At 41.3% G+C, this 12,786-nt stretch carries 12 protein-coding genes; 5 read left to right on the top strand and 7 right to left on the bottom strand.

Annotation, left to right across the window (positions count from 1 at the left end; all coding sequences use genetic code 11):
* Positions 1 to 417, bottom strand: coding sequence for a hypothetical protein (locus ACSBQP_RS07685; RefSeq protein ID WP_008348821.1), 417 nt, complete (start codon positions 415 to 417; stop codon positions 1 to 3).
* Between the two features lie 177 nt (positions 418 to 594).
* Between ACSBQP_RS07685 and ACSBQP_RS07680 the strand changes: the two genes are divergently transcribed.
* On the top strand, positions 595 to 1,878 hold the full coding sequence (locus ACSBQP_RS07680; protein ID WP_025207046.1) for a M48 family metallopeptidase: 1,284 nt from the start codon (positions 595 to 597) through the stop codon (positions 1,876 to 1,878).
* A gap of 46 nt (positions 1,879 to 1,924) precedes the next feature.
* On the opposite strand, the gene ACSBQP_RS07675 is transcribed toward ACSBQP_RS07680, so the two are convergent.
* The 4 genes from ACSBQP_RS07675 to ACSBQP_RS07660 all read right to left on the bottom strand — a co-directional run bounded on the left by ACSBQP_RS07675 (position 1,925) and on the right by ACSBQP_RS07660 (position 7,022).
* On the bottom strand, positions 1,925 to 3,070 hold the full coding sequence (locus ACSBQP_RS07675; RefSeq protein WP_026050071.1) for a serine alkaline protease SapB: 1,146 nt from the start codon (positions 3,068 to 3,070) through the stop codon (positions 1,925 to 1,927).
* Between the two features lie 386 nt (positions 3,071 to 3,456).
* Positions 3,457 to 4,041 carry a histidine phosphatase family protein gene (locus ACSBQP_RS07670; protein ID WP_017360298.1) on the bottom strand — a complete coding sequence of 195 codons (585 nt, stop codon included), beginning with the start codon at positions 4,039 to 4,041 and terminating at the stop codon, positions 3,457 to 3,459.
* Between the two features lie 61 nt (positions 4,042 to 4,102).
* Entirely contained in the window at positions 4,103 to 5,464 is a 1,362-nt protein-coding gene (locus ACSBQP_RS07665) for a globin-coupled sensor protein (protein WP_370539267.1), read from the bottom strand.
* Between the two features lie 25 nt (positions 5,465 to 5,489).
* Complete coding sequence (locus tag ACSBQP_RS07660; protein WP_065460080.1) at positions 5,490 to 7,022, bottom strand: FAD-dependent oxidoreductase; 1,533 nt, start codon at positions 7,020 to 7,022, stop codon at positions 5,490 to 5,492.
* 142 nt (positions 7,023 to 7,164) lie between these two features.
* On the opposite strand from ACSBQP_RS07660, the gene ACSBQP_RS07655 reads away from it, so the two are divergent.
* Positions 7,165 to 8,025 (top strand): SDR family oxidoreductase, encoded by an 861-nt coding sequence (locus ACSBQP_RS07655; protein WP_046343106.1) that lies wholly within the window; start codon positions 7,165 to 7,167, stop codon positions 8,023 to 8,025.
* Positions 8,026 to 8,083: 58 nt separating this feature from the next.
* On the opposite strand, the gene ACSBQP_RS07650 is transcribed toward ACSBQP_RS07655, so the two are convergent.
* Positions 8,084 to 8,320 carry an IDEAL domain-containing protein gene (locus tag ACSBQP_RS07650; RefSeq protein WP_008348804.1) on the bottom strand — a complete coding sequence of 79 codons (237 nt, stop codon included), beginning with the start codon at positions 8,318 to 8,320 and terminating at the stop codon, positions 8,084 to 8,086.
* A 289-nt stretch (positions 8,321 to 8,609) separates the two neighbouring features.
* On the opposite strand from ACSBQP_RS07650, the gene ACSBQP_RS07645 reads away from it, so the two are divergent.
* From ACSBQP_RS07645 to ACSBQP_RS07635, 3 genes are all read left to right on the top strand, one after another.
* Positions 8,610 to 9,188, top strand: a complete 579-nt coding sequence (locus tag ACSBQP_RS07645) for a competence protein ComK (protein ID WP_017366958.1) — start codon at positions 8,610 to 8,612, stop codon at positions 9,186 to 9,188.
* 143 nt (positions 9,189 to 9,331) lie between these two features.
* Positions 9,332 to 10,438, top strand: a complete 1,107-nt coding sequence (locus ACSBQP_RS07640; RefSeq protein ID WP_065460082.1) for a D-TA family PLP-dependent enzyme — start codon at positions 9,332 to 9,334, stop codon at positions 10,436 to 10,438.
* 301 nt (positions 10,439 to 10,739) lie between these two features.
* Positions 10,740 to 11,222, top strand: a complete 483-nt coding sequence (locus ACSBQP_RS07635) for a hypothetical protein (RefSeq protein ID WP_017366960.1) — start codon at positions 10,740 to 10,742, stop codon at positions 11,220 to 11,222.
* Between the two features lie 30 nt (positions 11,223 to 11,252).
* On the opposite strand, the gene ACSBQP_RS07630 is transcribed toward ACSBQP_RS07635, so the two are convergent.
* The gene (locus ACSBQP_RS07630; protein WP_255233732.1) at positions 11,253 to 12,692 is read right to left on the bottom strand and encodes a PLP-dependent aminotransferase family protein; all 1,440 of its coding nucleotides are present in this window, start codon (positions 12,690 to 12,692) and stop codon (positions 11,253 to 11,255) included.
* Positions 12,693 to 12,786: the final 94 nt, after the last annotated feature.

The raw sequence follows: 12,786 nt of genomic DNA, 5'->3' as shown, positions 1-12,786 counted from the left end.
CTATGAAGAGTCTCCTTTTTGAATCGCTTCTTGTACCTGTTTTCGAAAGGAATTTGACTGTTTTTGATTTAATTCATAATAGGTGCCGTCTACTAAAAAAACAACTTGAGAGCGGTTGGTCCATAGCTGAAAAGAAGTGCCATTTGTCCGTCCGAACATGACCTTGGCGATATAATCTGGCTTCTTTACATTCTTTTTGAGATGGCTGCTTGTTTGTTTCCCTTTGTTTAATTGTTCAATTAGATCCTCAGTTGTATCTTTATCATCTATTTCATAAGAAATAGACTGGTTCGTCGGTGAAAGCAATAATTTCTCTGCTCGATTTTCATCGAAGATGTCACTTGTCCGGCTGAACACATAAAAGAAGGTAATCAGTAAAAGCCCAAAGATCACAATTCCTGCAAGGATTTTCTTCATGATGAACCTCCAACTCACTTTTTTATGGTTAGTTTCTCCGATTTTTGAACAGCATAATCATTTTTTTCACTCAAGCTTTTTCAGATAGGGCATGCTATGATGGAGCCACATGAGACAGGTTCTAAACAAAAACGTGCGTGATTACAATAGAGAGAGAAATGGAAAGGAGGCTGACCAGTGCGAGTACGCAAATGGGTAGCTCTTGCAACGGTAGCATACATATTGTACGGTCTTTTTATTTATTCTTACTTATTTCTAATGGGGGATTCATCTGTCCCTGACAGTGTGAAAGGGACAAGTGCAGACCCGCATACATTTATGACAAGCCATGAGCTTTTGATCAGTGGAAATTACTCGAACATTCGTAACCTGTTGTACTTTATGACAATTCCTTTAGATTGGTATGTCTTTTTCCTTTTGCTCATTTCAGGGTTTTCAAGGAAATTAGCAGATTGGAGCTTGGCAGCAGCTCGTTTTGACCTTTTGAGCAAACTTGTGTATGTGTTTGTGCTGTCATTTTTGACGATGCTGATCACATTGCCGGTCAAGTGGGTGAGCTACCAGTTGTCCTTGAACTACGGTGTTTCAGCACAAAGCACGGCAAGTTGGCTAAAAGACCAAACGCTTGATTTTTGGATTCAATATCCACTGCTTGTTCTATGCGCGATTGTGTTCTTTTGGCTCATTCAAAAGAAAAGGAAGTATTGGTGGCTGTATGCTTGGTGTTTAACCGTTCCAGTTACTCTATTTCTCTTCTTTATACAGCCGGTCGTTATTGATCCACTCTACAATGATTTTTACCCATTGAAGGATCAAGCGCTTGAGAAAAAGATATTAACTCTTGCAGAGAAAGCACACATTCCAGCAGATCATGTATATGAAGTCAACATGTCAGAGAAAACAAACACGATGAATGCTTACGTCACAGGAATTGGTGAAAATAAGCGTATTGTTTTGTGGGATACGACACTTCAAAAGCTGAAAGACCGTGAAATCTTATTTATCATGGCGCATGAGATGGGACATTACGTGATGAAGCATGTGTATATCGGTTTAGCAGGATATTTAGTGCTGTCTCTGGTTGGATTTTTTGCCATTGACCGTCTTTATTTTTACCTTTACCAAAAAGGCGCTTCTCCATTTCGTCTGAAGGCACCACATGACGTTGCTGCTCTTCCGCTTCTGTTGATCATTGTATCTATGCTGTCATTTGTTGCTTCTCCTTTTACAAATGCTGTGTCAAGGCATCAAGAACGTGCAGCTGATGAATACGCCGTGAACTTGACGAAAGATGGAGAGGCGGGGGTGACGTCATTTCAAAAGCTTGCAAAATCAGGGCTTTCCCAAGTCAATCCGCCACTTTTAGTGAAAATCTTCCGCTATGGACACCCGACGATGATGGAGAGAATCTTCGATATGGAAAAAGCCGCAAAAAAAGAGGAAACATCGAAAAAGCAATAAATAAAAAATCCGGCTCAGTTCGCCGGATTTTTTTGTCACACTTATTTTAGTTAGAAGCCGCTTGAACGTTAATTAATCCTTTTCCATAATAGAACGAATTACCAAGCGGTGTTGCCGTATTTTCTAAGCGCTGACGAACCTGAGACGTTGATAGATTCGGATACTTAGAAAGGATAAGCGCTGCTGCTCCTGCTACATGAGGAGATGCCATTGATGTTCCCGTATAAGACGTATATCCACTGCTTGGTACTGTACTTAAAATCGATGTACCAGGTGCAGAAACATCTAATTCAGGACCTGCGCTAGAAGACGAGTTTCTGACATTGTTGCTGTTCACGTTGGCAACAGCAATTGTAGAGTCGTATTTTGCAGGATAGCCAACGGTGCTAGTAGAGCCAGTTGAACCTGAATTCCCTGCTGCGGCAACGACAACTACTCCGCGGTTATTCGCTGTGTCTACAGCATTTTTAAGCGCTGTGGAGCCGTTTGGTCCGCCTAAGCTCATATTGATGACATCCATGTTATTGGCAACAGCCCATTCAATACCGCTGATAATCCAGCTGTATTGTCCATCGCCGTAACGATCTAATACTTTAACGGCATACAAGGAGGCGCTTGGCGCAACCCCAAGAACACCAATCGTGTTATCAAGGGCAGCAATGGTTCCGGCTACGTGAGTTCCGTGTGATTGAAAGTCTTGTGTGGCATTTGGCTCTGAAGGGACGAAGCTAGCACCGCCTGCAACATTTAAGTCAGGGTGTGCGGCGTGGATTCCAGTATCAAGGACAGCTACTTTGACGTTAGCACCTTTATAACCTTGAGCGTGTACGGCTGGAGCTTTGATTTGAGGGATACCATAAGGGACGGTTTGGGCATATGCTTCTGCTTTGTGGTCTTCTTCTACATAAGCAATGCTAGGGTCGTGTTCAAGTTTTTTTGCGGCTTGTTCAGACATCTTCACTTGTGCAGCATTAATGAGGCGGTATTGTTTTTCTAATTTCCCACCATTTTGTGTCACTGCTTGTTTCTTAGAGCTGTTTGTGGTGGCAGAAGCTTTAAAGCCAACGATATAGCTTTTTTCGCTTTCTGACTTTGAGGCAGTCTCGGCATTTGCTATCGAGCCTCCAAACCCTGCTGAAAACAGAAGAGGGACAGCCAATAAAACACTTGTCATCACATTTTTCTTTTTCACGCACATTCCACATCCCTTTTTCTTATTTCAGAATAATCATCCGTAGTCTATTAGAATGATCCGTTTGATTATTCTGTATTTTCAGTTTAATAGAGATAGGCAAATAAGAGTAGACCTGAATTTTTGTGGAAGTCCTAGCGAAAAATAGGGAATTAAGTCGCTTGGAATTGATGGTAAAATATGTTTATTTTATATTTCTAACGGTTTTCTATTAAAAAGGAATCGTGCTTTTTTTCTCATGATCCATTTGAGGATAAACATTCGATACCCGAAATGCCATAAAATAGGTAGAAAAGGCTATCATCTATTTCGAATTTCGATATAAAAAAATATTATTTTATCATTGTTTTTGACATGAAAAAGAACCTGTTATGAAAACAGGTTCTTTAAGAAGGAGCAGATTGTGTTAAGTGGTTGACCACGTTGTAATCGTTCACCTTCCATTGACCATCTGTCCATTCCACATAATTTAAGCAGGCATTCTCAAGTCTTGTATCCTTAATACCCATATGTTCGTCAGCTAGTGAGGTGAGTAAGGCATGGATGGCAGCACCATGTGCTACGATTAGTACCCGTTGATCTGGGTAGGTTGCTCTCACTTTTTCGATACCTTCTAGCATTCGATCTTGAAGTGCCGATAGTGGTTCCATATTTGGATACTGTTTATTTGGAAACAGTTTCTGACGTTCCTCAAATGACATGCCTTCAGCGTCGCCATAGTCACGTTCAATAAAATCGTCCATGATCACGAGCGGTGCATGTACATGCTGTAAAATTAAATGAGCTGTTTCTTTTGCCCTTGATAGCGGACTGGAAATGACAACATCCCAGTGGGCATCTTTTAAGTAAAGACCGGTTTGTTCCGCTTGCCATTTACCAGTGTCATTTAAAGGGATATCTGTTCGTCCTTGAATTCGTTTTGCTGCATTCCAATCGGTTTCTCCGTGTCTGACTAGGCAAATTGCTGTCAATCAAATCCCGCCTTTTCTATCTTTTCCTCTATTATACTAAAACTGAAGAAGAATGACTGGATCAGTGATTTGTCAGACTCGTTAAGGACTCGACCGAACTTGCCACTTGGGACACTGTTTGTTTGACTTCTTTCAATTCGTTTAGGAATGTTTGCAAATCTATTTCAATTTTTCCGTTTTGGTTTTTGCTTAAGTTCATGCTGCTGACGATATCATCGAATAGCGAGTTGATTTGGGTCATTTTTTCTTTACTGTCTGTCACAAGTAAATTCACATCAGCAATATGCTGTGACACAATGGCGATTTGTGAATTTGTGTTGTTGACGAGCTCAGATACAGTTGAAACCGTTTTCTTTGTATCCTCTGATAATTTGCGAACCTCGTTTGCAACGACAGCAAAGCCTTTGCCATGTTCACCTGCTCGAGCTGATTCGATTGAAGCGTTTAAAGATAGTAAATTCGTTTGCTCCGCAATACCTGTGACGATCCCAAAAATTTGTTCAATTTGTTTCGCAATTTCTTCTAAGCGTTTAATTTCTGTTTCAATCTTTGTCATACTGCCGTCAATTTGGTTCATTTGCGTCTGCTGAATTTCTAACTCTTTTTTACCGCCAATTGATTTCTCTTCAACTTGTGCTGAAATCTTTGTGCCAGCCTGTGACATATCCGCCATCTCATCAGATTTTGATACAAGTTTGTCCACTGCATTTGTTGTGTTTGAGAAGAGAGATGCAAGTGAATTAGATGTTTCTGTAATTTTTGTATGAAGCTCTTTTTGCTGTAGTTCTGCTTCATCACGAACTTTAGAGTATTCATTTTGGAACGTATCTAGGACAAGCTGCTGCTCTAGATTTAAAATTTTCGTCGTCGCCTTCACTGCCGTCTGATATTCTTTGAAATCTTGGATATGCTGGGCAAATAAATCCATTATGGATAGCAATAGGTCTTGGAAGGCTGCCATATACCATTTAGGTTGAAGTCCAATTCTTAAATGAACTTGTGCAATTTTAATTCTTTTGGCCACATAAGATTCGTCAATCACACCGGCAAACATTTCACTAATATGAATGCGTAGTGTTTTCTTTAGACGCTCGACTGAGCTGTTATCTTGAATGATGTGCATCAAGGAAGACTCGACTTCTAGGTTTTTATAAAATTTATCGACGATATGTTCAATTTCATCTTGAACGATTGGATTCAGCTGTTTCAAGATAAAAAGGTCTTGCTGCGTCAAATCAATCATTTTAATTTGTTTGGCAATGTCCGTATTCTCCGGAAAATTGATTCGTTTTATCCCATCATCCTGCTGTGTGAAAAAAGCAGTGTTTTTCTTTTTACTCTCTTTTTTAAATAACAATGTGTTTGTCCCCCCATGATCATCAAAAATATCAGACTTTATGTTTTTTATCGGATAATATTGGATTTTTTAAAGGGGAAACAGTGAAATTTTACTGTTCTTTATATGACCTTTTTAGTGGTTTTTTCGCCGGACCTTCTACTACTTCTCCCGTAATGGAGAAACGAGACCCGTGACAAGGACAGTCCCACGTGCGGTCACTATTATTCCACGCGACTTCGCAGCCTAAGTGAGTACAGGTTGTATCGACAAGAAAGAGATCGCCGTCCTCTGACTTAAAAGCGCCACATTTTTTGTGCTCATAAGATACAATGCCGCCTTCACCCGGTTTTAAATCATCAATTGTTTGATCAGCTCGCTTTAATTTACCGCTGATCAGCTTTGCTGCAACATTGGTGTTTTCTTTGATAAAGTCTTTTACGAATGCGTCTGACACGAGTCTTGATGGAGTAAAGAGGGATTCGTAAGGATTCGATTTTCCTTCGATCAAATCTCCGATCAGTGTCGCTGCTACGTGGCTTGTGGTCATGCCCCATTTTCTAAAGCCTGTTGCCACAAAAATATTCGAATGATGTGATGTCAGGCGGCCAATGTAAGGGATTTGATCCATTGTGACCATATCATGAGTGGACCAGCGGTAAAGGACTTCCGTTATACCAAGGGTCGCTTCACCAAACTTTTCTAGTGCTTCATAGTGTGCGGATTCATCTCCGCCTTGTCCGGTTTTATGACCTTGTCCACCGATGAGCACGACATCTTCTCCATGGAATCTCGCCGTTCTTAATGAATGGGCAGGCTGATCAATTCCTAAGTACATGCCGTCTGGGAGCGGTTTTTTTGTTTTGGCTGCGACGACATAAGATTGCTCAGGATGGATTCGAGTGAAATACAGTCCTTTGCCATCGTAAAAAGGAAAGTGTGAGCATGAAATGATAGAGCGCCCCATCAGATGATGGCCACTTTTTGTGATGACAGCAGGGTGTTTTCCTTCTTTTACATCGACTGCCGTTGTCTGTTCAAATATGCGCACGCCTCGGTCAATGAGCTGATCGATCAGTGCATGAAGATAATGAAGAGGATGAAATTGTGCTTGCTGCGTCATGGCGAGGGCTGCCTTGATGCCAGCATCAAACGGGAGCTCTGTTTTCCATTCGCGATCGATACCGAGCTGTTTATACGCATCTAATTCCTTCTTTAACTTTTTGACGCCGTTTTCTTCTGTTGTATAAAGGTAAGCATCTTTTACCTCAAGCTGACAATCAATGTCATACTCTTTCACACGTGCTTGGATGAGCTCCTTTGCTTTTTCATTTGCTTCTACATATAAACGGGCTTTCGGCATACCAATATGCTGAATCAGCTCATGATAGTAAACATCATGCTGGGAGGTAATTTTCGCTGTCGTATGTCCAGTGGTTCCTTGCAATACTTGATCAGCATCTATGATGATGACATCCAGCCCGCGTTCTATCATCTCAAATGCAGTAGCGATACCTGTAATACCGGCACCGACAATGATGACATCTGCTGTAAGATCTTCGCTGACAGTAGGAAAAGAGGGCTTCTCACTATCAGCTAGCCATAACGACTTTGCTTGTTCCGATCCTTTATGTTCTTGTTCCATGTTGTCGCCTCCAGTCACTTGTTGTGTATAATTTTTCCACGATGCTGAAAATCATACATTTTAATGGAAACAAGAGCGAGATACATAAAAAAATGAGCAACACATAAAAATAAACGAGATAAAAAGGAAGGAGTGGACTGACGTGTCAACAAAGCAGCCAAAGAAAACGTTACCGCCTCAGCATCAGAACGAACGTCCAGGACTTGAATATAAAATGAACCCTAGACCTATCTTTGATCGAGAGGTGCAAGGCAAAAAGCTGACAGGGAAAACGGCGATTGTCACAGGTGGAGACAGCGGGATTGGAAGAGCAGTATCTGTCTTATTTGCGAAAGAAGGAGCCAATGTAGCAATTGTTTATTTGAATGAACATCGCGATGCGGAAGAAACGAAGGACTATATTGAAAAGATGGGAGGACGCGTCATTTTAATAGCAGGTGACCTAGGGGATGAAGCTTTTTCACACGAGGTCGTGAAACAAACAAAAGATGCTTTCGGTTCGATTGATATTTTGGTCAACAACGCAGGTGAACAGCATCCGCAAAAAAGCATTGAACAGATTACTTCTCACCAGCTTCTTCGGACATTTCAAACGAATATATTTGCCATGTTCTATTTAACAAAAGCGGTGCTCCCTCATTTAAAGAAAGGAAGCAGTATTATTAATACAGCATCGGTCACTGCTTATAAAGGTCATGAAACCTTAATTGATTATTCATCGACAAAAGGGGCGGTTGTAACGTTTACAAGATCATTATCTCTATCTCTTATCAAACAAGGGATTCGGGTAAATGGGGTAGCGCCTGGACCGATTTGGACACCGCTGATTCCATCCACATTTACGGAAAAGGAAGTGTCTGAATTTGGTGGAGATGTCCCAATGGAGCGGCCTGGTGAACCAGTAGAGTTAGCGCCGAGTTATTTATTTTTAGCGAGCGAAGACTCTTCTTATATGAATGGACAAATGATTCATGTGAATGGCGGAACCATATTAAATGGATAAAAACAAAAAACTTGCGGTAAAGAGACAAGTTTCTGTCTCTCTGCCGCAAGTAAAATCATCATGATTGATGTAAGCAATGTTCTGCATATTGAGCTGACAGGTCATTAAAACGCTTTTCATCACGCTGATCTAGAGCCTTGTCAATCTCTTCTCTAAGGAAGGTTAAGCGCTGTTTATAAAGCGCCTCATCTAAAACCATTTGAATATAAATGTCTAAAATAGTAACGCCATTCTCTTCGGTTTTTTGGGTGTTGCGGGACTTCATGAGCTCAGCATACGTTTTTTTCTCTTTCATAAAGAATCCCCCCGATGCCTTTTTTATAGTATATGGATTGGCGGAGAAAAAATCAACAAGAATTTATAATTTTTAGACAATTTATTTTTGAGCCATATCGACACCCCTTGTCCAGTCGACAAGATACGATATATCTTTAAAAATGGCTTTTAGATAGATCGAATGTACTAAAAAATATGATAAAAAGATAATTTTAAATAAATATTGAAAAAATCCTGTCGTTTCTTATACGTTGGTGATAGATTAATAGTATCTAAAATAACCAAAAATTAACACAGGAGGAAATGAAGTGTCAGGAATTAGTGAAACACCATTAGATTCATACGTCATTAATCAAACAACAATGGCGGTCCTTCCGGTTGAAGAAGGAAAACGAGTATATTCAAAAGTGATCGAAAGAGAGACAAGCTTTTACGTTGAATTAAAGCCGCTGCAAATAATAGAACGCAGTTGCAGGTTCTTTGGCTCAAGCTATGCAGGCAGAAAAGCGGGAACATACGAAGTAACAGGAATATCTCATAAGCCTCCCATCGTGATTGACTCATCCAATCATCTGTATTTCTTCCCAACCTATTCATCCAACCGCCCTCAATGCGGATGGATCTCCCACAAATACATTCATATCTTTCAGGAATCATCCCTCGGAGACACGGTTGTTACTTTTACAAATGAGCAATCGGTCAAACTAGATGTCTCATATAAGTCATTTGAGAGTCAGGTACACCGAACAGCGTATCTCCGAACGAAATTTCAAGATCGACTTGATGGAGGTCTTCCTAAGAAACAAGAATTTATGCTGTATCCAAAGGAACAGCAGCTCAACCTTGTGTATGATTTTATCTTAAGAGAACTTCGTAATCGTTATTAGTGAGAGACCAGCGGCAGACAGCCGCTGGACTGCTTACTCATTGCCATCACTTTTTTGCAGAAAAAACCATTGATTATCGTATAAAAAAATATATAATTTATCTATATCGTATAATTTTTTATACAATGAAAGGGGTCATGGGGATGATGTATGAAGAGCTGGATACGCCGGCACTACTCATTGATAAAAGGGTGATGATGGAGAATGTAGCGGCGATGCAGCAATACGCAGACCGTCAGCATGTCAAATTGCGCCCTCATACGAAAACGCATAAAACGCCTGCACTTGCCAAGCTGCAGGAAGAGAAAGGTGCATCTGGCATTACGGTGGCGAAAGTAGGAGAGGCTGAAGTAATGGCAGCCCATGGGCTCAAGGATATTTTTATCGCCAATCAAATTGTAGGTGAGACTAAACTCAAGCGGATTCGCAAACTGGCAGAGTCGATACAGATTTCATTCGGTATAGATTGTGTTGAGCATGTGAAGCAGATTGAGCAAGTCTTTCGTGAATCAGAGAACAAAGCGGAGGTTTTAATTGAGATAGAGGTTGGAGAGGGGAGGTCTGGTGTCATTGAAGAACGTGATTTCTGCCACATATTAGAGGCGATTCAAACAAGTGATGCCGTTCATTTAAAGGGGATTTTTTCTCATGATGGTCATACGTATCAAGCCGAAAGTAAAGCACATTGCCATACATTATACAATGAGGCTGTAAATCGAACGCTCCGTTTTGCGCAGATTGCAGAAGAAGCTGGTATGCCGATAGAGGTCGTCAGTATTGGATCAACACCGCCATTTTTATTTCAATTTGATATTCCAGAAGGAGTCACAGAAATACGGCCAGGCACATACATCTTGATGGATGCTTCCCAGTCCAATGTAATCGGCACATATTCACATTGTGCAGCATCTGTGCTGACGACGGTCATTAGTAAACCGACAGAGCGCCGGGTGATTACAGATGTAGGGGCCAAGGGGCTTACGGCACAAACACGTACAAAAGGGCTGACCAAAACAGAGGGCTTAGGCAAAGTGAAAGAATATGATGATGTATTTGTTTCAAGCGTATTTGACGAGCATGCCATTATCTATCATGAAGGCTTTCGTCAAAGTGTACAGATCGGTGAGAAGGTGCAAATTATTCCGAATCACATCTGTCCTGCTGTGAATCTTCATGAAAAAGCATACCTCATTCAAGATGGCGAAGTGGTAGAAGAGCTGGAGATTGCTTGTAAAGGAAAGCTGCAATAAATTGGTAGGGTCATAAAAGGCGCCGAAAGGGGTCTTTTTTATTTGAGAAAAAATGACGACGATGAAATAGATTGAAACCAAACGTGCCTCTCTCGTCGTCTATTGACTGTATCATCATGAAATGGCAGGGAAATGTGAACCATTAGAAGGATTTTCATTCATTTCCGCATAAATCACAGAAGTGATACATGCGGTCTGTTACAATAAAAACAAGTCATTTCTTGCAATGTGTTCGTATGAGGTAAAAGTTGATCATATTTGACCGATATGAACAAATGGGAAAGAGAAATGGGGGCCCTGTATGAAAAAACGATGGCATTTGATGCTGCTATTTACCGTGACAGTGACACTACTCACGGCCTGCAATCAAGCAGGTCAGCCGCCTTCAAAACAAAACACAAAAGAAGATGCGTATGAACAATGGGTTCAGCGTTATATGGATGAGTTAAATGAAGCATATGAAAACATGACCGATCAATTTATTTCAGATGGACATGGAAAAATTCAAGTCAATGAAAAATTGACAAAAGCGACGAAAGCATTCGACCGTGTCATTCAAAAAGGGCTTACTCATCAAGAAGTGCCAGCTGTGTATCAAAAGGCAGACAAACAATTAAAGACAGGTCTTGCTTCATTTGAAAAAGGAATGAGCAAGGTAGAGCAGCTGTTGAAGCGTCCTGATCAAGAAAAGCTGTTTATGTCAGCCACTCAATATTTTCAAGATGGATTGCAAGAGACAGCCTCTTTCATTGAAGAAGTAGGAAACGTTCAGCAATCACAATGAAAAGCCTGGAAGAGAGACTTCCAGGCTTTTTCAGATGTGCAGTGTTTGCTTTAATCGGCGTACACCTTCTTGAATCATGGCTTCATCCGTACAGGCAAAACCAAGCAGCAACCCTTTCCTTTTGCTTTCATAACAATAGGGGCTTAATGGATAAATGCCGACACCTGCCGCTTTTGCGGCCTCAATCGTACCTTTTTCATCAAAGTCTGATGTTCCTTCCAAAAAGACGTGAAGGCCTGTATCAGTTCCATATAAACGGAAGTGTTTGTCAAAGTGATGTGTCAAAAGAGCATCCATCATCGCTGCCTGCCGTTTTTTATACACCTGTCTCATCCGCCTGACATATCGCGTAAACTCGCCTTCTCTGAAAAAAGAGGCAAGAGTGATTTGCTCCATGATCGGCAGCTGTCTTTGAATAAGTGATTGCAGTGCAGCGATTTCTTTGATGACTGCTTTGGAGCCGATGATGGCAGCAAGGCGGATGCCTGGAGCAAGTACCTTGGAAAAACTGACAATATAGATCACATGATCGGGTGCTTCTGAAAATAAAGAAGGAAGCGGTCCGCCATGATAACGATAATCCCCATCAAAATCATCTTCTAATATGTAAGATTGAGCCTTCGCAGCAAACTGCAACAGCTCCCGTCTTCTATTGACGCTCATACAGACACCGGTTGGCCGCTGATGAGAGGGCGTTACAGCGATCAGCTTTGTACGTTCTGGCAATGTATTCACCATCATTCCTTCTTCATCGACTGGTGCGGGGTAAATAGTCATTTCGCGATGTAAAAAGGACAACCTAGCTCCAGGAAAACCAGGATCTTCAACAGCGACTGTATCTCCTTTTTTGAGCATGACTTGTGAAATTAAGTCAATGGCTTGCTGTGTGCCCCCTGTTAACACCATTTGGTCTTCTTCTATATCAATGCCGCGTTCAACCGATAAGTATTGGCGAATTTCTGAACGCACTTCCCATAATCCATGCGGAGAAGAATAGCCCCAATCCTTCATATTTAAGCGCTGTAGTGCTTTTAGAAGCGAGCGTTTCCATATGTTTTGAAAATGGTCGTCGATGGCTGGTTCTTGATGGCGGAAATCAATCTCAAGTGTGTCATGAAATTGATTGGCCGAGAGCCAGTGATCCATTTGTTTTTCAGCCTCGTCAAAGTGAGGTCTTGTCGGAAGTGCAAAAGGCGGTTCGTTTTGATGTGGGGGAGAAGCAGCATAGTGATTACTTGAAATGACCTTTGTCCCGCCTCTTCTAGAGGTGCTGACATAGCCTCTTGCTAGCAGTTCATCATAGGCAAGCTGTACGGTGGATCGAGATACGTTGAGCTCTTGTGCTAATACTCTTGTCGGAGTCAACTGATCATCAGGATTCAGTGTGTTTGTATGAATTTTTTGAATGATGCCATTGACGATTTGCTGCCAGAGCGGGGTAGAGCTGGAACGGTCTAAATGAATGTACACAGTGCACCTTCTTTCCTTTGTCATGTCATCATTGATGATGACATGGAATTATGGACTGGTCAATAGCTTCATTTTTGGATGTGGGAAGAAATCC

Source organism: Bacillus sp. G402, from assembly GCF_051172515.1.
GTDB classification, from domain to species: Bacteria; Bacillota; Bacilli; order Bacillales; family Bacillaceae; genus Bacillus; species Bacillus altitudinis.
Note: the sequence above shows the minus strand (reverse complement) of the source record. Positions and strands in the feature narration are given on the sequence as shown.